27 protein-coding genes and 2 pseudogenes are annotated in these 25,668 nt (G+C 29.3%); 13 read left to right on the top strand and 16 right to left on the bottom strand.

Annotated features, from left to right (window positions below):
• The first annotated feature begins 43 nt into the window (after window positions 1–43).
• A pseudogene (locus IPK18_01505) lies at window positions 44–969 on the top strand (acyl transferase).
• Here IPK18_01505 and maf read toward each other — a convergent pair.
• Genes maf through IPK18_01480 form a run of 5 tightly spaced genes read right to left on the bottom strand, consistent with a single transcriptional unit; the run spans window position 966 to window position 5,701 of the window.
• The gene (gene maf, locus IPK18_01500; GenBank protein QQR98241.1) at window positions 966–1,529 is read right to left on the bottom strand and encodes a septum formation protein Maf; all 564 of its coding nucleotides are present in this window, start codon (window positions 1,527–1,529) and stop codon (window positions 966–968) included. The pseudogene IPK18_01505 and the gene maf sit on opposite strands and share 4 nt — an antisense overlap.
• Window positions 1,526–2,515 carry a UbiA family prenyltransferase gene (locus IPK18_01495; GenBank protein ID QQR98240.1) on the bottom strand — a complete coding sequence of 330 codons (990 nt, stop codon included), beginning with the start codon at window positions 2,513–2,515 and terminating at the stop codon, window positions 1,526–1,528. Before IPK18_01495 ends, maf begins: the two co-directional genes overlap by 4 nt.
• A gap of 1 nt (window position 2,516) precedes the next feature.
• Entirely contained in the window at window positions 2,517–3,038 is a 522-nt protein-coding gene (locus tag IPK18_01490; GenBank protein QQR98239.1) for an HAD hydrolase family protein, read from the bottom strand.
• 4 nt (window positions 3,039–3,042) lie between these two features.
• The gene (locus IPK18_01485; protein ID QQR98238.1) at window positions 3,043–4,020 is read right to left on the bottom strand and encodes a DUF2804 family protein; all 978 of its coding nucleotides are present in this window, start codon (window positions 4,018–4,020) and stop codon (window positions 3,043–3,045) included.
• A gap of 52 nt (window positions 4,021–4,072) precedes the next feature.
• Complete coding sequence (locus IPK18_01480; GenBank protein ID QQR98237.1) at window positions 4,073–5,701, bottom strand: glycerol-3-phosphate dehydrogenase/oxidase; 1,629 nt, start codon at window positions 5,699–5,701, stop codon at window positions 4,073–4,075.
• 145 nt (window positions 5,702–5,846) lie between these two features.
• Between IPK18_01480 and IPK18_01475 the strand changes: the two genes are divergently transcribed.
• Window positions 5,847–6,386, top strand: a complete 540-nt coding sequence (locus IPK18_01475; GenBank protein ID QQR98236.1) for an NUDIX hydrolase — start codon at window positions 5,847–5,849, stop codon at window positions 6,384–6,386.
• Here IPK18_01475 and lpxA read toward each other — a convergent pair whose 3' ends face one another.
• From lpxA to IPK18_01420, 11 genes and pseudogenes are all read right to left on the bottom strand, one after another.
• Window positions 6,387–7,151 (bottom strand): acyl-ACP--UDP-N-acetylglucosamine O-acyltransferase, encoded by a 765-nt coding sequence (gene lpxA / locus IPK18_01470; GenBank protein QQR98235.1) that lies wholly within the window; start codon window positions 7,149–7,151, stop codon window positions 6,387–6,389.
• Window positions 7,152–7,221: 70 nt separating this feature from the next.
• Window positions 7,222–8,115 carry a UDP-3-O-acyl-N-acetylglucosamine deacetylase gene (locus IPK18_01465; GenBank protein QQR98234.1) on the bottom strand — a complete coding sequence of 298 codons (894 nt, stop codon included), beginning with the start codon at window positions 8,113–8,115 and terminating at the stop codon, window positions 7,222–7,224.
• Between the two features lie 64 nt (window positions 8,116–8,179).
• Window positions 8,180–9,454 (bottom strand): hypothetical protein, encoded by a 1,275-nt coding sequence (locus IPK18_01460; protein ID QQR98233.1) that lies wholly within the window; start codon window positions 9,452–9,454, stop codon window positions 8,180–8,182.
• A 209-nt stretch (window positions 9,455–9,663) separates the two neighbouring features.
• Window positions 9,664–10,980 (bottom strand): 3-oxoacyl-ACP reductase, encoded by a 1,317-nt coding sequence (locus tag IPK18_01455; GenBank protein ID QQR98232.1) that lies wholly within the window; start codon window positions 10,978–10,980, stop codon window positions 9,664–9,666.
• An 84-nt stretch (window positions 10,981–11,064) separates the two neighbouring features.
• Window positions 11,065–13,175: pseudogene (gene feoB, locus IPK18_01450) on the bottom strand (ferrous iron transport protein B).
• A complete protein-coding gene (locus IPK18_01445; GenBank protein QQR98231.1) occupies window positions 13,171–13,401 on the bottom strand; it encodes a ferrous iron transport protein A in 231 nt (76 codons plus the stop codon). The pseudogene feoB and the gene IPK18_01445 overlap by 5 nt, the downstream one beginning before the upstream one ends.
• Window positions 13,402–13,486: 85 nt before the next feature.
• Window positions 13,487–14,275: an indole-3-glycerol phosphate synthase TrpC gene (gene trpC / locus IPK18_01440; protein QQR98230.1), complete on the bottom strand. Its 789-nt coding sequence runs from the start codon at window positions 14,273–14,275 to the stop codon at window positions 13,487–13,489.
• A 2-nt stretch (window positions 14,276–14,277) separates the two neighbouring features.
• Window positions 14,278–14,988: a zeta toxin family protein gene (locus IPK18_01435; GenBank protein QQR98229.1), complete on the bottom strand. Its 711-nt coding sequence runs from the start codon at window positions 14,986–14,988 to the stop codon at window positions 14,278–14,280.
• The gene (locus IPK18_01430; protein QQR98228.1) at window positions 14,988–15,140 is read right to left on the bottom strand and encodes a hypothetical protein; all 153 of its coding nucleotides are present in this window, start codon (window positions 15,138–15,140) and stop codon (window positions 14,988–14,990) included. The genes IPK18_01435 and IPK18_01430 overlap by 1 nt, the downstream gene beginning before the upstream one ends.
• A 34-nt stretch (window positions 15,141–15,174) precedes the next feature.
• Window positions 15,175–16,161 carry an anthranilate phosphoribosyltransferase gene (trpD, locus tag IPK18_01425; protein ID QQR98227.1) on the bottom strand — a complete coding sequence of 329 codons (987 nt, stop codon included), beginning with the start codon at window positions 16,159–16,161 and terminating at the stop codon, window positions 15,175–15,177.
• Window positions 16,162–16,194: 33 nt separating this feature from the next.
• On the bottom strand, window positions 16,195–17,820 hold the full coding sequence (locus IPK18_01420) for an acyl-CoA carboxylase subunit beta (protein ID QQR99275.1): 1,626 nt from the start codon (window positions 17,818–17,820) through the stop codon (window positions 16,195–16,197).
• Between the two features lie 965 nt (window positions 17,821–18,785).
• Here IPK18_01420 and IPK18_01415 point away from each other — a divergent pair.
• From IPK18_01415 to IPK18_01365, 11 genes are all read left to right on the top strand, one after another.
• Window positions 18,786–19,301: a transposase gene (locus IPK18_01415; GenBank protein QQR98226.1), complete on the top strand. Its 516-nt coding sequence runs from the start codon at window positions 18,786–18,788 to the stop codon at window positions 19,299–19,301.
• A 452-nt stretch (window positions 19,302–19,753) separates the two neighbouring features.
• Window positions 19,754–20,959 carry an IS4 family transposase gene (locus IPK18_01410; GenBank protein QQR98225.1) on the top strand — a complete coding sequence of 402 codons (1,206 nt, stop codon included), beginning with the start codon at window positions 19,754–19,756 and terminating at the stop codon, window positions 20,957–20,959.
• A 638-nt stretch (window positions 20,960–21,597) separates the two neighbouring features.
• On the top strand, window positions 21,598–21,984 hold the full coding sequence (locus IPK18_01405; protein ID QQR98224.1) for a transposase: 387 nt from the start codon (window positions 21,598–21,600) through the stop codon (window positions 21,982–21,984).
• A gap of 129 nt (window positions 21,985–22,113) precedes the next feature.
• Window positions 22,114–22,272, top strand: a complete 159-nt coding sequence (locus tag IPK18_01400; protein QQR98223.1) for a hypothetical protein — start codon at window positions 22,114–22,116, stop codon at window positions 22,270–22,272.
• Between the two features lie 6 nt (window positions 22,273–22,278).
• Window positions 22,279–22,686 (top strand): hypothetical protein, encoded by a 408-nt coding sequence (locus IPK18_01395; GenBank protein ID QQR98222.1) that lies wholly within the window; start codon window positions 22,279–22,281, stop codon window positions 22,684–22,686.
• Window positions 22,687–22,865: 179 nt separating this feature from the next.
• Window positions 22,866–23,117, top strand: coding sequence for a hypothetical protein (locus IPK18_01390; GenBank protein ID QQR98221.1), 252 nt, complete (start codon window positions 22,866–22,868; stop codon window positions 23,115–23,117).
• A gap of 40 nt (window positions 23,118–23,157) precedes the next feature.
• Window positions 23,158–23,364 carry a hypothetical protein gene (locus IPK18_01385; GenBank protein ID QQR98220.1) on the top strand — a complete coding sequence of 69 codons (207 nt, stop codon included), beginning with the start codon at window positions 23,158–23,160 and terminating at the stop codon, window positions 23,362–23,364.
• A 122-nt stretch (window positions 23,365–23,486) separates the two neighbouring features.
• The gene (locus IPK18_01380) at window positions 23,487–23,951 is read left to right on the top strand and encodes a transposase (GenBank protein QQR98219.1); all 465 of its coding nucleotides are present in this window, start codon (window positions 23,487–23,489) and stop codon (window positions 23,949–23,951) included.
• A gap of 20 nt (window positions 23,952–23,971) precedes the next feature.
• Entirely contained in the window at window positions 23,972–24,298 is a 327-nt protein-coding gene (locus IPK18_01375; GenBank protein QQR98218.1) for a hypothetical protein, read from the top strand.
• A gap of 528 nt (window positions 24,299–24,826) precedes the next feature.
• Entirely contained in the window at window positions 24,827–25,165 is a 339-nt protein-coding gene (locus IPK18_01370; protein ID QQR98217.1) for a hypothetical protein, read from the top strand.
• Between the two features lie 65 nt (window positions 25,166–25,230).
• Window positions 25,231–25,617 (top strand): transposase, encoded by a 387-nt coding sequence (locus IPK18_01365; protein QQR98216.1) that lies wholly within the window; start codon window positions 25,231–25,233, stop codon window positions 25,615–25,617.
• Window positions 25,618–25,668: the final 51 nt, after the last annotated feature.

The following is a 25,668-nucleotide window of genomic DNA, read 5'->3' as shown; positions in this document are numbered from 1 at the left end:
GTTAAAACAAAAAATTATATTTAATTCATTTTCTTTTGATGAAATGGCATTTTCTGTATTTCATTTTCAATATAAATATAATTATATTTATCGTCAATTTATTGATTTAAGCAAGATTAACATTAATGAAATTAATCATGTACATGATATTCCATTTTTGCCAATTCAGTTGTTTAAATCACATAAAATATATATTGCACCAACAGAACCAAATCTATTTTTTGAAAGCAGTGGTACAACACAAACTATACAAGCAAAACATTTTATCTATGATATAGATTTGTACATCGAAAGTTTTGTAAATGGATTTACTCAATTTTTTGGCGCACCTTCAGATTACAACATTATTGCATTATTGCCAAACTATTTAGAACGTCAGCATTCTTCTTTAGTATTTATGGTAGAGTATTTAATGCAACAATCCAATTCAGCGTTTTCTGGTTTTTTCCTTCATGATTTTGATGCATTAAATCAATTATTGCAAAATGCAAAACAAAGTAATAGAAAAACAATTTTATTTGGTGTTACATATGCTCTATTAGATTTTGCTGCTGCTTTTCCTCAAAATTTATCAGATTGTATTATTATAGAAACTGGTGGCATGAAAGGTAAAAGAAAGGAGTTGACAAGAGAAGAAGTGCATGCAACCTTAAATCAATCATTTAAAATAAATGCAGTTGGTGCAGAATATGGTATGACAGAATTATTGTCTCAAGCATATTCATTAAAAGATGGAAAATATACTTGTAGCAATACTATGCGTGTTTTTGTAGAGATATTTATAATCCAAAGGAAATAATAAGTAATAATAAACGTGGCGTAATCAACGTGATAGATTTATGCAATTTATACAGTTGCTCATTTATATCAACACAAGATATAGGTATTGTGCATGGTGATGAATCTTTTGAAATTTTAGGAAGACTAGATAATAGTGATGTGCGTGGTTGCAACCTAATGTTTAGTTAGTTGTACCAATTTTCAATTGTAGAAATAACTTTCTTAATAGGTAACCCAACTACATTTGTATAGTCGCCTTCAAATTTTTCTACACCAATATATTCTTGAATATTGTAAGCACCTGCTTTATCCAAAACTTCATTATTTTGTACAAAATGCAATATCTCAGATTCTTTTAAATTCTTAAAGTAAACTTTAGTAGTTTCTAAAAAAGATACTTGTTTATTGCTTTTTCTAATTGTAACGCCAGTTATTACTTCGTGTGTATTGTTGTTTAGGTGTGTAAGTAATTTAATAGCATGGTCTATGTTCTTAGGTTTTCCTACCAATCTATTATTAAATATGATTAAGGTATCTGCAGTAATAATAAACTCATCATCATTGCCTAAAAAGCTATTGATGTCATACATTTTAAGCTTTGATAAATACACTGGAATTTCTCTTAATTCTAATGAAGATGGAAATGATTCAGCAACTTTTGGTTTAATAATTTCTACTTCAAATCCTGCGTCTTCTAGTATTTCTAATCTACGTGGAGATTGTGAACCAAGTATAATCTTTGTTTTCAATTTAATATATTATTTAAAAAACTTAAATATTGTACAAATATATATGAACCAGTGCCTGATGTGTATATAAAATAAAACATGGTGCAGATTCCTATTAGCATATATATTTTTATAGCATTGCTATATATAGCATATTGCTTTTTTGATTTTGCCCACCAATTTATGATAAGTAAAATCACTAATGGAGAAATTAATAAGATGTAAACGAATTTTACAACATAATTAATTTTTATGTTTTGAAAATACAATGCAAATGAAATGCAATAGATAATTGTAATTAGAATGATAAATGTATTGATGATTTTTGTTTTTATAATGCCCAATTTAATTGGAACAGATTTGCATCCATATTGCAAGTCACCTTCTATGTCTTGCATGCCTTTTACAATTTCTCGTAGGAGCGTAGTTAGAAAAGCAAATATAGCATAGCATAATCCAGCCGCAAAAATACCACTCTGTATTTGAGTAATGATTTGGTCATCGTTGAATGTACTACTTTCGTAAAGCGCAGGCAATAATAGTACAAACGCAGCAAAAATAGCAATGATAAAATTGCCAATAAAAAATTGCTTTTTGAAATATTGTGCATAAAAATTTAAGGCAACTAAAATGATAATTGGCAATGTAGCAAGTTTTAGATCTTTGGAAAGTACAGCTAATGTTATTGTAAGTATTGTTGCTACAAGACATAATAATTTATAAAAATTATATGCATTGTCTACACTAATTGTTTTTTCAATAATTACTTTATTTGGCTTGTTGATAGTGTCAATGTCAGAGTCATAAATATCATTGATGACATAGCCACTAGCAGCTGTAAGTAATGTTATTAGTATTAAAAGTATATATTCAAAAGTATTGAGTGCAGGAATGAAATCATAAACTTCATAAAATTTTGGCACCACAAATGCATATCTAAATAAAATTAAAATTAGTAGAATAAATAATAAATTTATAGGTCTTATGATTTTAATGTATTCTTTCATGCTATGCTATTTTAAACCAGTTGTCTTGTGATTTTAATACTAATTCTATAATTTCTCTAACGCAACCTTCGCCACCTTTATTGTTGCAAATGTAGTCTGCAAGTTGTTTTATTTCTGTCGCAGCATCTTTCGGACAGCATTTCACAGCACAATGTTGCATCGCTTCGTAGTCTGGCAAATCATCACCAATGTATAATGTGTTTGCTGCACTCAGACCTTGTTCTTCTAAAAACTTCTCAAGTACTGGAAGCTTGTCATCAATTTTATAATAGATATGTTTGAAGCCAAGTTTTCTAAATCTTTCATACACACCAATAGAAGTGCCACCAGTAATGATGCATAAGTTGTATTTTTTTTGCAAGGCAGCTTTTAGAGCATAACCATCTTTTGCATTAAATAAACGCCACAATTCGCCATTGTCTGTTGCTATCAAAACACCATTTGTCAAAACACCATCAACATCAAAAATAAATGTATTAATGTTTTTTAGTCGTTGTAAGTAATTGTTAGATTCTATTTGCATGATATTACCAAAGTGCGAAATGTTCTTCTGTAACGCCGTAAGCTGTGAATTTTTCTGTTTGATTATTGATTTGTACTGTGCCTTCTATTTTTCCAAATACTTGCGTGAACAAACTTTTCATAACAACAAAATTTAGATTTTCAGTTCTTTTTCCATTTGGAAATAATGTTAAGTCTAAAATATTGTCTGCTGTTTTTATATTCCAATTGTTTTTATCTAATGGTTTTTTGTAATCAAATTTTGCATTAGATAATAAATGTTTTTCTCCATTAATAAATAAAACATTTTCTAAATTATCATTGAATTGGTCTACAATGTTTGATGCTATTTCTTTGCCACTTTCTGTTGTTCCAATAAAAGAAAGCCAATTCCAAGTTGTTTCGCGTGGTGGATATCCTTTTGTAAAATCTATACTACCAAAATTTCCTTCGCCTTTGTATACTTTGTTGTTGTATTTTATAGTTACCGATGTTGGTATGCATAAATTTTTATAAGTAAAATTAAATGGTCGTTTTGCATCTGATGTTGCTACAACACTAAAACCATTTTTGTTATTGTTGGTGCAAGTTGCAGTCAGCTCAAATTTTGAATTTACAGTTTTGTACTCTATGGTATCGCCATTGGTAGTAATACTGTAGTTTTTAAGTTTCCATGTAGAGTTTAGGTTTGGATCAAAGTCATTAGAAAAACCAAATGGAATAGTTATTTTATCTTCAATGAAAATATTTTCATCTGGAATAAAAATATATGAAAATGCTAATGATGTAGCACCAGCATCAGCAATGGCAATGCCACAAATAATTTCTTTTGAATAATACCCAAAGAAAATCCATGTTTTACGCTCAGTTCTACGTTTAAAGTAGAGTAAATCACTTTTATCAATTGCTGCTGTACTTACATCTTCAATCAATCCATCATAAACACCAAATGGAAGTGGTTTGCCATTTTGAATTAATTGTTTTTGTGCTGCAGAAATTTTCATTTATTTGCTTATTGAAGTTTAGAAATTAATGATTATTTGTTAAATATAAAAACTAATTTCTGAAACTTACTACTCCTTCATATTCTTTTTTAAATTCATCTAAGAATAAGTTTGCAGTTGCTTTGTCATGTCCAAGTTCTTCTATGAAAAAACTATGTATTTTGTCAATATTTTCAGCCAATGAATTCCTATCAAAATATACTCTTCCAGTTCTTCTAATAAAGAAATCACCAATAGAGTTTGTTAGCTCGTGGTGCATACAATAATAAGCTTCAGCTAGTAATGTATCACCATTAAATTTTTCCTTAGCATAATTAAGCACAATTGTTGTATTGCTACCATATTTTTCTACCAATGCAAGTACGTCATCTACATCAAATGATTTGTATTGTGTTTGAAGATTTCTGGCATATTCTTTTAGTGATTTGTTTTCTAAATTACCACCAGAAAGTTGAATTTTTGCTGTGCTACATGCATTGAATTTTCTATTTTCTTCTTGTTTCAATTGTCTGCAAACTACATTAACTGCGCGTTGTGCCATCTTTCTAAATCCTGTTAGTTTACCACCAGCAATTGAAATTAAATTTGTATCAGAAATAAAAATTTCATCTTTTCTTGATAAGTCAGATGGCGATTTTCCATCTTCATGAATTAATGGTCTTAATCCAGCCCAAGTAGAAATTACATCTTCAGTTGTTAAGTTGATAGATGGAAACATATAGTTTGTAGCATCTAAAATATATTGCACATCTTTTTTATCGGCAAATGGATAGTTTGTATCTGCATTATAATTTGTGTCTGTAGTACCAAGATATACAATTTCGCCTCTTGGAATCGCAAATATCATTCTACCATCTTGCACATCAAAATAGGTAGAATGTTGTATAGGAATTCTTTCTTTTGGGACAACTAGATGCACACCTTTGGTAAGATGTAATCTTTTTCCTTTTAATGATTTGTCAACTTTTCTAAGATTATCTACCCAAGGTCCAGCTGCGTTTATTACTTTTTTAGTTTTTATATTGAATAGCTCATCTGTTAAAGTATCAGATACCATTACTTCACTAATTTGTTTATTTGAGTTGAGCTTAAAACCATTACTTTGTACATAGTTTACAGCCAGTGCACCTTTCTCTATTGCAGATTTCAATACTTCAATAGTCAATCTTGCATCATCACTTCTATATTCTACATACATTCCGCCACCTAAAAGTATATCATTGTTTAATAATGGTTGTTGTGTTAGTGTTTGTTTGGCATTAAGCATGTACCTTCTTTCTTTTCTTTTTACGCCAGCTAGTGTATCATATACAAACAAACCAAGTGATGTACTACTTTTTCCTAAAGAACCTTTTTTGATAATTGGTAAAAGCATTTTTTCTGGTAATACAATATGTGGTGCATTGTTGTATAAGATGGTGCGTTCTCTACCAACTTCCATTACAATACCAAATTCTAATTGTTTTAGATAACGTAGTCCACCATGTATCAATTTTGTAGAACGTGAGCTTGTGCCAAAAGCAAAATCTTGTTTTTCAATAAGAGCAACTTTTAGTCCACGAGTAATTGCATCTAAAGCAATGCCTGCGCCAGTAATTCCACCACCAATTACTACTAAATCAAAAGTGTCATTTTTTAATTGTTGGATGTATTGCGCTCTATTTTTTGCAGAAAATTTCATATCTTAAGTTAAGATTATAAAGATAATGCATCAGAATTAGAAAGATGCCTAATCATTTTTTTTAAGAAAGATATAATGATAGCTTAAAATATTTGAAATGTGTAAGCAACATAATTAGTAATCAAATTTTTAACTATATTTACTTATGTTTCCAAAGCAGAATTTTTGTTCAAATTGTGGCGAAAAAGTAGTCTACCAACAAGCTGAAGGTAGAGAACGGTGTGTGTGTTTATCATGTAATATTATACATTATACAAATCCTAAAGTAATTGTAGGTGCCTTGGCATATTGGGAAGATAAAGTATTATTATGTAGAAGAGCAATTGAGCCACGAAAAGGATTTTGGAATATTCCTGCTGGTTTTTTAGAAGATGATGAGAAAACCGAAGATGGTGCAATAAGAGAAGTTTGGGAAGAAGCTGGCACCAACATTGAAATTATTCAACCTTATTTAATTTATAATTTGCCACAAGCCAACCAAGTATATATACATTTTTTGGCAAAATTGACAGATGGAATTGTCCGAAACGGAGAGGAGAGTATTGAGTCTAAATTATTGACAGAAGAAGAAATTCCTTGGAATGAAATTGCTTTCTATTCATCTTCTTATGCATTAAAAAGATTTTTTGAAGAACGGAAAAACAGTAGATTTACAATGCATTTGGCATCATTCCCAGAAAAGTAATTAATCTATACCTTTGATTATTCCTCTTTCAGATTGTGTAATGAAATTTACTATCTCGTTTTTTAAGAGATTGTCTTGAATTTCTATTTTTATTTTCTCTAAAGCTTGAGTTGTATTCAGTCCATTACCAAAAATTATTCTATATATATCTTGTATTAGATGTATATCTTCTTTAGAATATGTGTGTCTTTTCAATCCAACTGCATTAATGCCTGCGTATTGAGCAGGATTCCGCATGACTAAGCAATATGGCGGCACATCTTTTCCTATCATACTTCCACCAGAAATAAATGTATGTTTGCCAATTCTTGTAAATTGATGCGCACCACTCATTCCACCAAAATATGCATAGTCATCAATGTTTACATGTCCAGCTAAGTTGGTAGAATTTGCCAAAATACAGTGTTTGCCAACTATACAATCATGGGCTATATGAACGTATGCCATGATTAAAGTATGGTCATCAATTTTTGTAGTTCCTAATGCACTTGTTCCTCTATTAATTGTAGCACATTCGCGAATGGTAACATAATTGCCAATTTCTACAGTAGAGTATTCATTATTAAATTTTAAATCTTGAGGAGTAGCACCAATTACAGCACCATGAAATATCTTACAGTTATTGCCAATCTTGGTATTTGGCAAAATAGTAACATTAGAGCTAATCCAACAATTATCACCAATAACTACATTGTCGTGAATACTTGTGAAATTTTCTATAATGGTATCTTTTCCAATAATTGCATTTGGGTGTATGTAATTCATAAACAAATATACAATTATTGCAATAAAAGGGAAATGTAAATAATTTACTTAATAAAAGTGAATATATTATTTATATGTAGTTGTCTAATATATGTTTTACAAACCTTACATTTGAAGTATGTCCAGGTTTTAAAACAATTAATTTTCCTTGTATGTTTTTTCCTAAAAGACTCAAATCTCCGATAATGTCTAATAATTTGTGTCTTGCTGCTTCGTTATCAAATGTTTGGTACAATGGATTCAGCAAACCGCGTTCTGGTATTGAAAATATTGGTTGATTAAATGTTTCTGTAAGCCATTTCGCCTTTTGGTTATCAATTGGATTTTCAGAAAAAACAAGTGCATTCGTTAAATCTCCACCTTTAATCAAATTACTCTGATATAGATATTCAATTTCGTGTAGAAAGCAGAATGTTTTAGCTGGTGCTATTTCTGTGCTATAATCTTGCCACGAGTTCATTACGGCATATTGTTTTCCTAATGTTTTTGAATTATAATCAATTAAACATGTGGCTTCAAAATGTTCGTTTGGAATAAGTGTGTAAAATGCTTTTGTTTCATTGTCTTGCCATTCAATAATGTTCTGTACAACAAATGTATGCTTTAATTCTTTTTCTTGTTTAATTCCTGCATTGAGTATTTTTTCGATGAAAATTTTTGAACTTCCATCTAATATTGGTATTTCATCGCCTTCAACTTCAATGCAAATATTATCTATTTGAAGACCTGCCAAGGCTGATAATAAGTGTTCTATTGTATAGACCACATTATCTCCAAATTTTAAGTTTGTAGATCTTGTAGTATCGAAAACACTAAATGCATTAATTTTATATTTTTGATTATTATGTCTAAATGTGTAACCTTCATTTGCTTGTTCTGGATATAGTGTAAGCTTGCATTGTTTGCCTAGATGCAACCCTTTTCCTATAATTTCAATTGTTTTTACTATTGTTTTTTGATACATAGCTGAATAAAAAAGACTGTCAAAATTTGACAGTCTTTTGTGTTTAAATATAATTAATTTATAATTATAAACCTTGTTTTTTTGCTGCTTTTTCTTTTCTTTTTTTATCCCAAAGATCAAAATCAACTCTTAAGCCCAAATTAAAATACAAAGTAGAAGCATTTAATCTTTGTGCTGGTTCGTCCATTGGTTTATCCAAATCAACACCTGGCTTTCCAGTAAAATTTAAAGGTCCAGTTATTAAAGATTTTGTACCATATCTTGCTGTATTTGATTCGGCTGTAATTTCATCAACATAATTGTGATGAGTTAAGAATACAGGAGCTTCTGCTGCACTATTAATATTCAAAGGAAGTCCACCTGTAAGAGATGCTAAAGATAATAATCCACCAGAAATTTCTTTAATTAAATCATCCGCTATTGATGTTGGAATTTCGATATCTCCAATTTTAAGTGCTGTTGACATTTTAAATTCTTTCATGACAGTTTGAACTAATTTTATAGTGTATGCCTGAACTCTAGCTTCAGCATACATCCAAACTCTTTTAGAAAGCTTAACATCAAAACCAATTGAAGTACTAATACCAATAGTTGGTTTTAATTTTGTTTTAGCTGTTGCATCTAATTTCATGTGAATTAATGGGATACCAAGAATTGGCGGAATACCGTTTAAAGTTTGTAATAACCTACCAGAATTATCATCAATACTAGCTCTTGATGTTACATTTCCAAAAATAGGCAACAACAACCCTGCTTTACCTGTAATTCCAAATCTTTTTCCATTATCCCATTTCATTACTAAATGTGGAGAGATATACATTGCAAATGTGCTAGTTTTCTGTGTTGCATAATATGAAGGTGCTCCCAAATTTAATGAACCTAAAACCAATGGCTCCCCTTTTGTATTTATTCTACCATTTAAAGTTTCTGGGTGCCAAGCAAGTGTATGCAATACGTCTATACCTATGTGTTTATTAAACATGTGCCCCCAACCAAAGTTAAATGCAAAACCACCTCCTGAAGTACCAAAAGTAGCTTTTCGTGAAAGCATTGTAGGCGTTTGATCCCAAATACCCTCTCCTGTCTCTTTTAGTGGAGACCTTTTATTGGCAGATAAGAATGGCATACCATATCCTGCAGATAATGTCACATACCAATCTTTACCTAATGGTCTAATTACTTTATTTCTAATTCTTAACTTTAAAGATTGATCAGCAACATCTTCTTTGTTTGTTTTTAATTTTAAGCCAGCATCTTTTTTTAACTTTTCATTTTCTGCTTTTAGGCTTTCAATTTCTGCTTTTAAATCTTGCACTTCTTTATTTTCATCATCTGCCAAAAATTGAGTAGCAAAAGAATTACTTATTCCTAGTAAGAAAAGTAGAGAAAAATTATTTTAAATTTCATATTAACATTTTTAATTAGTGACCAAAAGTAAACATAAATAACATAAAAAAGAAACATTTTGTATATAATTTTTTAACTTTTTTCATAAAAAAAGCCTATCAAATGTTGATAGGCTTAATGATGTATATTTATAATTTACTTTTATGCACCAATCATACTTCCGCCACACACTCTAATTACTTGTCCTGCCACGCCATCAGAAAGTGATGATGATAAGAAAGTAATGAGTTCTGCTACATCTTCTGGTTGTCCGCCTTGTTTAAGTGTAGATAATCTTCTACCACCTTCTTTTACAAAAAGTGGCAAACTTTCTGTCATTTTAGTTTCTATAAAACCTGGTGCTACAGCATTTGCCATTAGTCCTTTTTCTACAAATAAGGTATTCATAAATGCTATCATACCTGCTTTTGAAGCTGAGTAGTTTGTTTGTCCTACATTTCCTGCAATTCCTGAAATTGAAGCTAAGCCTACAATTTTTGGATTTTTAGAAAACCCTTTTGCAATAAATGCTTCAGTTAAATTCATTGCGGCTTTTAAATTTACTTGCATTATTGAGTTCCATTGTGCAATACTCATTTTTGCAAGCGTTTTGTCTCTTGTTATTCCAGCATTATTGATAAGTATATCTAATTGACCATAATTGTCAATAACGTGTTTTTGTATAGATGCAACAGCATTCTCTTGTGTAATGTCCATTAATAAAACATCTCCATTGATTTCTTCTGCTAGTTTTTTTGCATCTTCTTCAGCTTGTGGTACATCAACTATAATTACTTTTGCTCCTTCTCTTGCTAAGAAAGTTGCCGTAGCTGCACCAATTCCTCTAGCTGCGCCTGTAACAATTGCTGTTTTTCCGCTTAGTAATTGATTTGTTGATTGTATTGCAGTTGCATAATTATTATTAAGCACAATTACTTGTCCTGTAATAAATGATGATTTGTCTGAAATGAAGAATAAAATTGCACGAGCTACATCTTCAGCTGGTGTATCTTTAATTACTAAATGGTTTACTGTTGTTCCATTTTTGCCTAATTCTTTTGATAATGCTCTAGAAAATCCTTCAAAACTTTTTTGAATGGTAATACTTTCTGCATTATTTCCTTTTTTAGATAACACCACAACTCTTGCATTTTTATTTAATTTTTGAACAGCAAGTTGTGCTTTTGTAAAAAACTCTACACTCATTTCTATGTTATCAATAGCTAAACCTGAGATAACAACAGCATCTATATTTTCTTGATATAAAGATGATTCGTTAATGTATGGTTTTAATATTTGAATTATTTTTTGTGCTTCAGTATCTTCATCTGATGTAGTTACGATTGCTGTTTTTTTAGTTTGCCACTCGTTTTTAGAATATGCATTATTATTTCTATTTAATAGTGCTGGAATGGGCAAAGGTAAATTTAAAGACTTTGCTATTTGTTTTACCATTGGGTTTTGCAAAAAATCGCTCATAATTATTTTTTTTGCAAAAGTAATAAAATATAGACAAATTTAGATGTAGAAACAGAAATTTAGCATTAGTTAAGATTTTCTATTTTATTGAAAAATTTGATATACAATAAACGAAGATACGTAGGCTAAAATGCTCATAAATGTAAATTGTAAAATTGGATATTTCCAAGATTTTGTTTCTTTGTAAACGACTGCTAGAGTACTCATACATTGCATGGCAAATACGTAAAAGATAATTAATGAGAAAGCAACAGGCAAATTAAACACTGGTTGTTGTGTGTTTTGATTCTTTTCAGTTTTTAATTTTTCTTGTATTGTTGTGCTTTCTGCGTCTTTCCCAATACTATATAATGTGGAAATTGTGCCAATAAATACTTCTCGTGCTGCAAATGATGTGATGAGTGCAATTCCAATTTTCCAGTCGAAGCCTAATGGTTTGATGATTGGTTCTATAGCTTTTCCAATAATGCCTGCATAAGAATTTTCTAACTTGTTGGCAGAAATGTATAAGTCAGCATCAGCATTATTCATTTGATGCATTTTTGTATATTGAATAGCTTCTCTTTCCTTTTCTTTTAAATTTGGTCCATAGCTTGCTAAAAACCATAGAATTATTGAAATGAATAGAATTATCTTTCCTGCGCCAAAAATAAATGCTTTTACCTTGTTCCATACTTCCATGCCTATGTTTTTCCAATGTGGTGTTTTGTAGCTTGGCAATTCTAATATTAAATAGGATATTTCTTTTGTTTTAATAATTTTACTTAGAATAAATGATGAGCCTAGTGCTGCAATAATTCCAAGAAGGTACAAACTCATAAATACAATTCCTTGTAGATTAAAAAAACCAAAGATTTGTTTTTGTGGAATTACAATTGCTATCAATAGAGCAAAAACTGGTATTCTTGCCGAACAACTAATAAATGGTGTGACTAATATTGTAATAATTCTTTCTTTCCAATTACTAATTGTTCTTGTACTCATAATAGCTGGTACTGCGCACGCACCACCAGAAATAAGTGCAACGATACTTCTTCCATTTAGTCCAAATTTTTGCATCGTATGGTCGAATAGGTAAATGACACGTGACATATATCCTATGTCTTCTAAAAATGTAATGATTAGAAATAGTATTAAAATTTGTGGTACAAAAATAAGTATTCCGCTGATGCCTGGAATTATGCCTTCTACCAATAATCTTGAAAACATATTGTTAGGTAATTGCTCTGATAAAAAATTTGATAAGTTTGCAAATTGATTATCAATAAAATCCATTGGAATAGCTGACCAACTGAATATTGCCTGAAATACAATTAGCATTAAGATGAAAAAAAATATAATGCCTAATGTTTTGTGTGCTAATACTTGATCTATTTTGTCAAGAAAGTTATTTTTTTTGATGCTTGAAAACGCTATTGATTTTTGAATTTTAGGAACAAATTTTTCGTATCGTTCCATAATTTCATCTAATTGTAATTCTATACTTTTGAAACTGAACTTAGATTTTAACTCAGAAATTATTGTTTTTTCGTCAGATGTTAAACATTTAAGCTTTTCTGAATGATGTAATAATAGTAATTTTTGGTAATCATTCGATGTATTGTATTGAAATGCATCTACTATGCTTTTTTCAGTATTGTTTAATGCATAGAATGTGCTGTGTTGTTGCTGTGTTTTTAATTGTTCATTAATTATATCTTTTAATGAATGAATGTTTTTACCTGTTCTTCCATTAATGGCAACAAACTTAAGTTTAAACTCATGTTCTAAAGTTTCTAAATTGATATTTATGCCATTTGCTTGTGCAATGTCCAACATATTTACAGCAACAATAATGTTGAATTGCAAATCTATTAATTGTGTAAGCAGTAATGTATGTCTTTCAATTTGATTGATATCTAAAACATAAACAATTAAATCTGGGTAATCTTTGTTGTTAGGTTCAAGTAGTATATCTAAAACAATACTTTCGTCAATAGAACTTGGATACAAGCTGTAGGTGCCTGGTAAGTCTATTATTTTTAGCGAAAAATCTTCAGTGTTGCATTGTCCAATTTTTCTATCAATGGTAACACCAGCAAAATTTCCAACTTTTGTTGTAAGCCTGTAAGTTGATTAAACACAGATGATTTTCCTGCATTTGGATTTCCAAGTAGAACAATATTTTTAGTGTTATCTTGCTTCAACGTTTTAATCTTGTTCTTCTACAATAATGTATTGTGCCTCATCTTTCCTTATTGCAATATTATGATGGTTGTTGATGTTTAGAAAAAAAGTATTACCATTTAATGTTTTTCTCTTTACTTCAATCATATAGTTTGGTAAAATTCCCATTGAATATAGTTTTTGTGCTATAGATTGGTCGTGAATAGCACATATTTTTGCTTTTTTATTAATAGGTATTTGGCTTATTGTTCTCAATTTAGAATTATTCTGAATTGCGAAAATACACTATAATATATTAAATAGATATAAAATATTGAGTATAAGCAAAGATTACCTAATTTTAAGTATTGCTAATTTTTTGAATAAATGACTGACAAGCAAGTGCTGGGTGCTCATTTTTCATGAAATTTTCGCCAATTAAAAATCCTTGAAATCCATTGTTTTTAAAATGCAATAATGTTTCAGTATTTCCAATGCCACTTTCTGCAACTTTTATAAAATCTTTTCCAAGATAGTTTGCCATTTTGATACTTTGTTCAATATCTACTTCAAATGTTTTTAGGTTTCTGTTGTTGATGCCAACCATATTTACTTTATGATACACATGGTCTAGTTCTTGTTCGTTGTGCAACTCAAGCAAAACTTCTAAACCTAAATTTTGTGCAATATTTGTAAAGTTTTTTACTTGTTGTGGTGTTAGAATTGATGCAATTAATAATATAATATCTGCGCCCCAATTTTTTGCTTCTACAAATTGGTATTCATCAATCATAAAATCTTTTCTTAGTAATGGAATATTTACATGTGTACGAGCTTGCATCAAATCATTTTTACTTCCACCAAAAAAATCTGTGTCTGTTAATATTGAACTTGCAACAACACCAGCTTGCTCGTAGCCTTTTACAACATCTACCACATTCGCTGTATTATTGATAATGCCTTTTGATGGTGATTGTCTTTTAAACTCAGCAATTATTCCAGTATTATTTTCTTTTAAGAAGTTTTGCGTTACAGAAATCGTGTTTCTATTAAAATAATTTGTGCGTTCTAGTTCTTGTATTGAAAAACTTTGTTTTGCATTTTCAATTTCTATTCTCTTTTGAGCTACTATTTTATCAAGAATGTTCATGGTTATAAATTTGTAATCTTAGGTAATTCGTGATATTTTTCTATGTTGTTATTTTTTTTGTACAATACATTAACTGTTTCAAGTGTTGATGTATCAAATATATAGGCTGTTTCGGTTGCTTCCAACGCATCTTTCAATAGTTGTAAAGATTTTTTGTATCTGTCTCTAATTTTTGCTTCAGGCACATCGTGTTCGCCTTGTGCTGCTCTAAATTTTACTCTTGCAATATTTGCTTCAACATTATTTGTATATAAATAATATAAATATGTTTTGTAATTGTATTTTTTTGCAATCTTAAATAATTCAATTTTTGATGGATGCGACATGACCGTTTCAAAACAGAATGATTGTTTTGTTTCAAAAATTTTATCTACAAGATATGTTGCTACAAATGATGCATGATAAGAATTGATTGCAGTATTTTCTATGGTTAAAATTCCAGACTTTATTTTACAACTAGCTAAAAAAGTAGCTTTATCTTTTATTCTTTTAAATAAAGATGAAGATTCTATATGATTGATAAATTCTTCTTGCGTAGCTTGAATTCTATATGCTGGAAAATAAAATTGTTTTTTTTCTTTTAAAGTAACTTCTATACTATCAGCACTCACATATATTTCTGTATGTATAATTTTTTGATGCTTAAATCTATTAAACATTGTAGATTTTCCAGAGCCATTTGGTCCAGCAAATAGTCTGAATTTTTGTGCCATTAATTTTCCTTTTTGTAAGGATAAACTTCTTTTACCACTCCATTTTCAACAATCACCACTGGTTGATTAAATTTTTTAGCTCGACTAATGACTGTTTTTGATACAGCTTTTAAGGCTTTTTCTATTTTTGCTTTTTCCACTTTTGCTGTCATACTATAAAAATAACAATTTATTTTGTGAATGGTTTTAACTTTTTGTCAATTTTCTCAAACTACTTAATGCTTTTAAGCCAAGTAAGCTATCTTTTGCTAAGGCAACACTATCGTCAAGTTCTTTTTCAAAATATAATGAAATAGCCAAGGCAGCATTAGCAATGACCACATTATTCTGTGCTGTACTTCCTTTGCCATTTAGAATATTCATAAATATATTTTGATTACTTTCTATTGTATCGCCACCAAAAATAGACTCAGGTGTAATGATGTCCATTCCAAATGCATGTGGCGTGTAGAAAATATCTTGTTTTTTAGTAAATATTTTTGTTTCTGAGGTTAATGAAATTTCATCATACCCATCAATAGAATGTACAATGGCAAAATTTGTTTTTGTTTGTCTTAATACATCTTTGTATAATTTTCCTATCCATTCGCTGTGCACACCAATAAGCTGTGTAGTTGGCTTTGATGGGTTTGATAGTGGACCTAATAAATTAAAAATAGTTTTTACGCCCATATTTTTTCTTACTTCTGCTACATTCTTCATTGCTGGATGAAATAATGGTGCATGCAAGAAAGTAATATTAGCATCATTAATTTGTTGTTGTAAAACAGATTCATCATTACTAAAAACAACACCAACAGCTTCTAGAATATTTGAAGAACCAGATACTGATGATACACCATAGTTTCCGTGCTTGGCAACTTTTACTCCAGCACCAGCACATACCAAGCATGCTAAGGTTGATATATTAAAAGTGTTTTTTCCATCGCCACCAGTGCCAACAATATCCAGTATATTTTTTTGATTTAAGTTGATATGCACAGCTTGTTCTAACAAAGCATTTTTAAACCCAAGCATTTCTGATGAATTTGGTAGACGCATATTGAGTGCAGAAAGTACAGCAGAAATTTGTATATCATTGAATTTCCTATTTGTAATATCAAGCATCAGTTGAAATGCTTCTTCTTCAGATAGAAAATGTCCTGTGTATAATCGTTGAAGTGTATTTTTCATTATAAATTAAAATATAATTATTTTGTATTAATTCTAAGTTTGTAATACACCTACACTAAAGTTTTCAAGTGGAGCATTGTTTGCTGCTTCTATGCCCATAGAAATCCATTTTCTAGTATCTAATGGATCAATAACGGCATCTACCCAAATACGTGATGCTGCATAATATGCAGTAGTTGTTTGTTCGTATTTATCTTTTATTGCTTTAAGTATGCTTTCTTTTTCTTCTTGAGTATGTGTTTGTCCTTTTGCTTCTAATGCTGCTTCTTGTATTTGCAAAATCACTTTAGATGCTTGGTCGCCGCCCATCACTGCAATTTTTGCTGATGGCCATGCTACAATCAATCTTGGGTCATATGCTTTTCCACACATGGCATAGTTGCCAGCACCATAACTGTTGCCTGTAACTATTGTAAACTTAGGTACTACTGAGTTTGACACAGCATTAACTAATTTTGCACCATCTTTAATAATGCCACCATGTTCGCTACGTGAGCCAACCATAAAACCTGTTACATCTTGCAAGAAAACCAATGGAATTCTTTTTTGATTGCAAAGCATAATGAAACGCGCAGCCTTGTCAGCAGAATCTGAATAAATAACACCACCGATTTGTACTTCGCCTTTGGCGCTTTTTACAATATTTCGTTGGTTGGCAACTATGCCAACACTCCAACCATCAATTCTGGCATAAGCGCAAACAATAGTTTGTCCATATTCTTCTTTATATTCTGTGAACTCAGAATTATCTACAATTCTTTTAATGATTTCTCTTACATCATAAGGTTTTCCTGTTGCTGATGTATAAATACCATAAATTTCTTTTTCGTTTAGTTTTGGTTTTTTTGCTTTTATTCTATCAAAATTAGCTGTTTCAAATTTTCCATATTTATCAATCAATTTTTTTATGGTGTCTAAGCATTCTTTGTCATCTTTCATTTTATAATCACATACACCAGAAATAGCTGTCTGTGTGTGTGCGCCACCTAGTGTTTCTTTGTCTACATTTTCGCCTATGGCTGCTTTTACTAAATATGGTCCTGCTAAAAATATACTTCCAGAACCTTCAACTATTAAGCTTTCGTCGCTCATGATTGGTAGATAGGCACCACCAGCAACACAACTACCCATGATTGCTGCAATTTGTGGTATGCCCATGGCAGACATTTTTGCATTGTTTCTAAAAATTCTTCCAAAGTTTTCTTTGTCCGGAAAAATTTCATCTTGCATAGGTAAAAATGCACCAGCACTATCTACTAAATAAATAACTGGCAATCTGTTTTCCATGGCAATTTCTTGTGCACGTAAGTTCTTTTTTCCTGTAATTGGAAACCATGCACCAGCTTTTACAGTTGCATCATTAGCTATTATCATGCACTGTCTGCCAGATACGTAGCCTATTTCTACCACTACGCCACCACTTGTGCATCCACCTTGTTCTGCATACATTCCGTCGCCAGCAAAAGCACCAATTTCAATAGTTGAAGTATTATCATCTATTAGATATTGAATACGCTCACGTGCAGTAAGTTTTCCTCTTTCGTGTTCCTTGTCGATTTTCTTTTGCCCACCACCCAAATAAATTTTTGATAATTTATTTTTCAGCTCATCAACACTTAGACGCATCTTATCTTCATTCAAATTAAAATCTATATCCACTTTCATCTCTATTTTTTGCTCAAAATAACAAATATTTGTGTATAAATAAAAAAGCCAAACTCAAAAAGTGAGAATGAATACTTTTCCTCTAATTTCTATGCCGAACAAAACGATATTTTATTTTTTATCAAAGCATGTTTATGTAATTAAACTATATTTTATTGCCAGTAAATACAAAAAATAAATATTATTCTAACTCTTTGTATTGTAGTCAGCATAAGAACCATTATAAATAAATACAAAATTGAATAATTTTAGCTTAATACATTGATATATATAATGCATTAATAAAAAACATACTATTAAAAATAATTTTTTATAAAAAAGATACATTTTATTTTGTAGATTTATTTTTAATATATATCTTCGTAGTACCATAAAAATTCCCATGAAAAATCAAATTCATACCGCATACCGCATACCGCATACCGCATACCGCATACCGCATACCGCATACCGCATACCGCATACCGCATACCGCATACCGCATACCCAACACACTATAAGCCAATATTGTTACATTTTTTCTTATCATTTATGCCTTGCTACATATATATATATATATATATAGCAATCCATATTGTATATGAGGTATCCAATTTTTTAAACGTAGCAAAGCATGCTACATCAGAATTAAGCACTTTTTCATATACTTCAAATGCTCAGATATATTACAGAAGCATTTTAGCATATCTGGCAGTGTTAGTAGTATACAAATTAAAGATTCTATCATATACCAAAACTATTTTTGTATATGTAGCAATAGTTCTTGTATGTGTAGCAATGTTTAAAGCATATTTCTTAATCAAATATTTATAGCATAAAATTATAACCAATAGAATAGAATACATGGAAAATCAATTAAATATATTATTAACCCTCGCCTTTGTTGGTTTTTAACCAACAAACCACAGAACATATATAAAATTAAAGATTAAAATTATTAAATTTGAAGTTTATATATATTGAATTACGAAGATAAATTTCCAGAGTTTATAACAATTACTTGTTATGAATGGTTAGCCTTAATAAAAAGCAATCAGGCAAAAGAAATTATTATAGAAAGCCTAAGATATTTAACACAACAAAATAAGATAGAAGTTCATGCCTTTGTGCTAATGGATAATCACATGCATCTTATTTGGCGAATAAAAAAAGGATACCTACGACAAGATATTCAACGCGATTTTTTACATCATACAGCAAAACAAATTTTAAAATATTTAAAAGATAATCATTCCGAAATGATTAATCAATTAGAAGCAAATTTAAAAGATAGAAAATTCCAAGTGTGGCAACGTAACTCTTTAAGTATTGATTTAAGAACAAAAAAAGTATATGAACAAAAATTAAATTATATACACAATAATCCAGTTAAGGCAGGAATTTGTATATTTGAGGAAGAATATAAATATAGTAGTGCAAAGTTTTATATAACTAATGAAAAAGATTGGGATTTTTTAAAACAAGGCGATGAATAAAATGCAATACAATTCAGATAGTGGTTTGTTGGTTAAAAACCAACAAAGGCGGGGGTTATTATAATAGTTGGGAAGATTTAGGGATTAATTGGAAGCTGTTATTTCAAAAAAGTAGAAAATAGGTGAATATGGAAACTCTAAAATTTAAAATTAATATATACCTATATATTTTTATAGTGAGCGTTTTGATTGACTTGTTAATTTTCTTATTAAGTTATATTCATTTTGGGTATTTACCTAAGTAAGCAATAAATGAAGAACCAAATGGTTTACTGTTTTTTAATTTAAGTTCAATTAGTAGTATTTTTTTCTTTGTAGTTCTTTTTAGCTTTATTTATGCTGTTATAAGAGTTATAATTTTATCATTAGTGTCCGATAAAGATAAAAAAAGAGAGCCATAATTTTGGGATTATGGCTCAAAATATATAGTTTGTTTTTGCACAACTTACTATATGAATAAAAGTACGCATAATTTTGGTAATTCGGTTCTCGGACAGCTGATTTCTTTAATTCCTAATTCTATTATTGATACAGCTGTTAACAAGCATAACAGTGATAGATATATCAAACGATTTACAACACTAGAACATTTAGTAACGATGTTGTTTTGTGTTGGCTCCAACAGTACTTCGCTTCGTGAGGTTTGTACTAATTTATTAGGTTTAGAAGGCAAACTCAAACATATTAAACTCAAACAACCACCTAAAAAGAGTACGCTTGGTGATGCTAACAAACGTAGAAATGCTGTTGTGTTTGAACAAATCTATTATGACTTGTTGGCTTTTTATAAATCAACTTTATCGGACAGCCGATTTAGAGAAAGTTATGGTAAAGAGCTGTCCATTATCGATTCTACTACTATTTTCTTGTTTAAAGACATCTTAAAATGTGTTGGGCGTAAACCGATAAATGGCAAAAATAAAGGTGGTATTAAAGTGCATCTGCAAATTAGAGCAGATTATAATTTGCCTACTTTAGTAAAATTTACAGATGCTACTGTTCATGATAGTAACTTTATCCAGCATATTTCTTTTGACTCCAACACCATCTATTGCTTTGACAGAGGTTATGTTGATTATCTACTCTTTGAGAGATTTAATCAAACACAAATACCATTTGTAACCCGTATTAAAGACAATGCAAAGTTTAGTTCTAAAGAAGAATTTAGTTTGGATAACTGCAAAGATGATGCTATTTTGAAAGATGAGCAAATAGAATTAGACATTAGAGAAAATGGCACAATAACAAGACAATTGCCACTTCGTAGAATTGCCTATTGGAGCGAACAGCATAACAAATGCTACGAATTTATTACCAATATCTACGATTTAAAACCAGAACAAATTGCTACAATATACAAGCAACGATGGCAAATTGAGTTATTGCACAAACAACTCAAACAAAATTTTCCACTTAATTATTTTTTAGGTGATAATGAAAATGCAATTATTATACAGATTTGGTGTACGCTTATTTACAATCTACTTATCACCGTTATTCAAAGAAAAGTAGAAAAACGAAAATGGGCATTTGCAAATCTTTGTTCACTAATCAGAACACATTTATTTAACTATATTAATCTAAAATCATTCCTCAAAAATCCACAAAAACACTACATCGTTGCTACACAAAATCAAATACAATTATTTTCAGGATAACCTGCTTTTGTTTTATTGTAATTTTATCACACATTTATATTGATTATCAATATCAAAAAAATATTCCGTAGTTTTATCGGACACTAATGTAATTTTATTTATTAAATCAGTTATTTCTAAGCAAAAAATCAAATTAATTTATAGCAAAAAGGTTGTATTACTTTTTCTAATTTGTATTACTATTAGAATTATTATGCAGATATACTTTGGAGATACTATAGCTTGGATTCTTGACTAATATTAGTAATCGTATAAGTTTTTTTGTATATAAATTATTAATTTATAAGGCTCCTCGCCTTTATTGGTTTTCCTCGCCTTTGTTGGTTTTTAACCAACAAACTACAGAACTATAGAATTTGTTGGTTTTCCAGAAGATTATTTAAAAAACAATTTTGCCCTCGCCCGTGTTGGTGTTTAGCTTAGCGTGGCAAAGCGTGTAGGCATGCGTCACCAACACGTTTTAATCACAATATTAAATTAAATAAAAAAATGTATATTTGTATATAATAATTATTTGTATTTCCTCGCCTTTGTTGGTTTTTAACCTCGCCTTTGTTGGTTTTTAACCAACAAACTACAGAACTTACATAACGAGTAAAATTAAAGAATATAATAATTAAATTTGAAGTTTATATATATTGAATTACGAAGATAAATTTCCAGAGTTTATAACAATTACTTGTTATGAATGGTTAGCCTTAATAAAAAGCAATCAGGCAAAAGAAATTATTATAGAAAGCCTAAGATATTTAACACAACAAAATAAGATAGAAGTTCATGCCTTTGTGCTAATGGATAATCACATGCATCTTATTTGGCGAATAAAAAAAGGATACCTACGACAAAATATTCAACGCGATTTTTTACATCATACAGCAAAACAAATTTTAAAATATTTAAAAGATAATCATTCCGAAATGATTAATCAATTAGAAGTAAATCTAAAGGACAGAAAATTCCAAGTGTGGCAACGTAACTCTTTAAGTATTGATTTAAGAACAAAAAAGTATATGAACAAAAATTAAATTATATACACAATAATCCAGTTAAGGCAGGAATTTGTATATTTGAGGAAGAATATAAATATAGTAGTGCAAAGTTTTATATAACTAATGAAAAAGATTGGGATTTTTTAGAACAAGGCGATGAATAAAATGCAATACAATTCAGATAGTGGTTTGTTGGTTAAAAACCAACAAAGGCGGGGAATACATTATAATACTATTATTGAAGCTGTTCGAAATGCATTTAATAATGGTCTATTATGGTATTTTGATTCAACAGGTACTCAATTAATTCCAACTAATAAATAATAATTTATGAAAGTAAAATCTATCATTTACATGCTTGTAATATTAGTTTTAATATATTATTTTTTATTCTTTTATAATGGGCGATTTTGTTTTAAGATTGAAGATAAAAATTGCAATAAGAAAGAGTTTTATTTTGATCCAAATTCAGAAAGAGTCTATTCAATAGACATAAGAATTAAAGGGAATGTTTTTTCTGATTCTGTAATTATAAATTTAGATAATTATAGTATGGATTACCATAAATACCAAAATGATATATCGTTTAAATTATACAAAGGAGAAGTTGATACAATATTGACAGATAATGAATGGTATAATACCAAAGGACAGATAGAATACCAACCATATAGCAGTAAAACGAGATGTGATAATAAATTAAAGATTAAGATAAAACTACACAAAACAATTATATAGGTTTTGTAAAGTTTTATCTATTTTTAAAGTCGATAAAATCTTTACCAGCAAAAACGATAGCGATAACAAAGATGGTATTATTTTCCCTCGCCTTTGTTGGTTTTTAACCAACAAACTACAGAACTTACATAACGAGTAAAATTAAAGAATATAATAATTAAATTTGAAGTTTATATATATTGAATTACGAAGATAAATTTCCAGAGTTTATAACAATTACTTGTTATGAATGGTTAGCCTTAATAAAAAGCAATCAGGCAAAAGAAATTATTATAGAAAGCCTAAGATATTTAACACAACAAAATAAGATAGAAGTTCATGCCTTTGTGCTAATGGATAATCACATGTATCTTATTTGGCGAATAAAAAAAGGATACCCTCGCCTTTGTTGGTTTTTAACCAACAAACTACAGAACTTACATAACGAGTAAAATTAAAGAATATAATAATTAAATTTGAAGTTTATATATATTGAATTACGAAGATAAATTTCCAGAGTTTATAACAATTACTTGTTATGAATGGTTAGCCTTAATAAAAAGCAATCAGGCAAAAGAAATTATTATAGAAAGCCTAAGATATTTAACACAACAAAATAAGATAGAAGTTCATGCCTTTGTGCTAATGGATAATCACATGCATCTTACTTGGCGAATCCTCGCCTTTGTTGGTTTTTAACCAACAAACTACAGAACTTACATAACGAGTAAAATTAAAGAATATAATAATTAAATTTGAAGTTTATATATATTGAATTACGAAGATAAATTTCCAGAGTTTATAACAATTACTTGTTATGAATGGTTAGCCTTAATAAAAGCAATCAGGCAAAAGAAATTATTATAGAAAGCCTAAGATATTTAACACAACAAAATAAGATAGAAGTTCATGCCTTTGTGCTAATGGATAATCACGTACATCTTATTTGGCGAATAAAAAAAGGATACCTACGACAAAATATTCAACGCGATTTTTTACATCATACAGCAAAACAAATTTTAAAATATTTAAAAGATAATCATTCCGAAATGATTAATCAATTAGAAGTAAATCTAAAGGACAGAAAATTCCAAGTGTGGCAACGTAACTCTTTAAGTATTGATTTAAGAACAAAAAAAGTATATGAACAAAAATTAAATTATATACACAATAATCCAGTTAAGGCAGGAATTTGTATATTTGAGGAAGAATATAAATATAGTAGTGCAAAGTTTTATATAACTAATGAAAAAGATTGGGATTTTTTAGAACAAGGCGATGAATAAAATGCAATACAATTCAGATAGTGGTTTGTTGGTTAAAAACCAACAAAGGCGGGGTTATATTCCCAATGTTACCTAAAGCTGCAGTTCTTGGTATTACCCAAGTTTTACGTGTTAATGGAGGAATACAAATTGACTTAAATATGATTGGGAACAAAGCAGTAAAAGTTAAAGATCTCGTTTTTGCAGATAATTCAATTATTTATGTTAAACCAATTGGAAATATTCTTAATATTTATAGTCCTGGTAACAAGATTTATTTTGGACAGGATTTGGTAGATTTTAACATCTATATATCTGGTAATAGTTGGAGTATTTATAAGGATTTTAATAAAAGTTTTAAATTCTAATATATGAAAAAATATGCAGTATTTTTCGGACATGGTTTTTTGCTATTTGTAGCATTATTATCAAGCTTTTTCATATCCTTTTATGGTTTTGGGTATAAAAGATTTGAAACCTCATTTCATTCTCTTGCTTTTTCTATTAGGTTTATGGAATATATTAGCGTTGTGATTATTTTTACTTCTATAGGGGTAACTATTTATCTTACTAACTATTTTAAGAACAAAGATATTGAAATAGTTAAAGGATTATACTTGTCATTTATAAATTATATAATATTAATTTTTATTTTATTGTATTTTTTCTATTTTTGAAAGATAAAAAGTAATACTCCCAATGCTCTCGCAAGTTTAGCGAAGCGTAACTTGTGATACCTCGCCCGTGTTGGTGTTTAGCTTAGCGTGGCAAAGTGTGTAGGCATGCGTCACCAACTTATAAAATTGTTGGCGATAATATAGATAAATTTATTTTAACACCAGAATCAGTAAATTATTTAATAAATATTTTAGAAAAATATAAATAATCCCCAACCTATGAAAAATAGTATTAAAACTATTGTAATTATATTACTGATCGGGAGCATCTATGTATTATATATACTTTTTTCAAACTCAGTTAAAAATATTGAGTTTTATAATGAAATTTATTCAATTTCCGAAAAATATTCATTACATCATCAATCTGATACTTTTGATATAGGCGACAGCAATGTAATATTATCACATATAGTTTCAGATAGATATTCTTTTGAATATTCACTGAATACAGGTAAATATGACAGCATTTTTTATTTTGGAGAATATCCGTTGCCAGTTCAAGTAAAAAATATAAAACCAGAGTTATATGATGACCTCGCCTTTGTTGGTTTTTAACCAACAAACCACAGAACATATATAAAATTAAAGATTAAAATTATTAAATTTGAAGTTTATATATATTGAATTACGAAGATAAATTTCCAGAGTTTATAACAATTACTTGTTATGAATGGTTAGCCTTAATAAAAAGCAATCAGGCAAAAGAAATTATTATAGAAAGCCTAAGATATTTAACACAACAAAATAAGATAGAAGTTCATGCCTTTGTGCTAATGGATAATCACACGCATCTTATTTGGCGAATAAAAAAAGGATACCTACGACAAGATATTCAACGCGATTTTTTACATCATACAGCAAAACAAATTTTAAAATATTTAAAAGATAATCATTCCGAAATGATTAATCAATTAGAAGCAAATTTAAAAGATAGAAAATTCCAAGTGTGGCAACGTAACTCTTTAAGTATTGATTTAAGAACAAAAAAAGTATATGAACAAAATTAAATTATATACACAATAATCCAGTTAAGGCAGGAATTTGTATATTTGAGGAAG

The organism is Sphingobacteriales bacterium, assembly GCA_016699615.1.
GTDB lineage: Bacteria > Bacteroidota > Bacteroidia > Chitinophagales > JADIYW01 > JADJSS01.
Note: the sequence above shows the minus strand (reverse complement) of the source record. Positions and strands in the feature narration are given on the sequence as shown.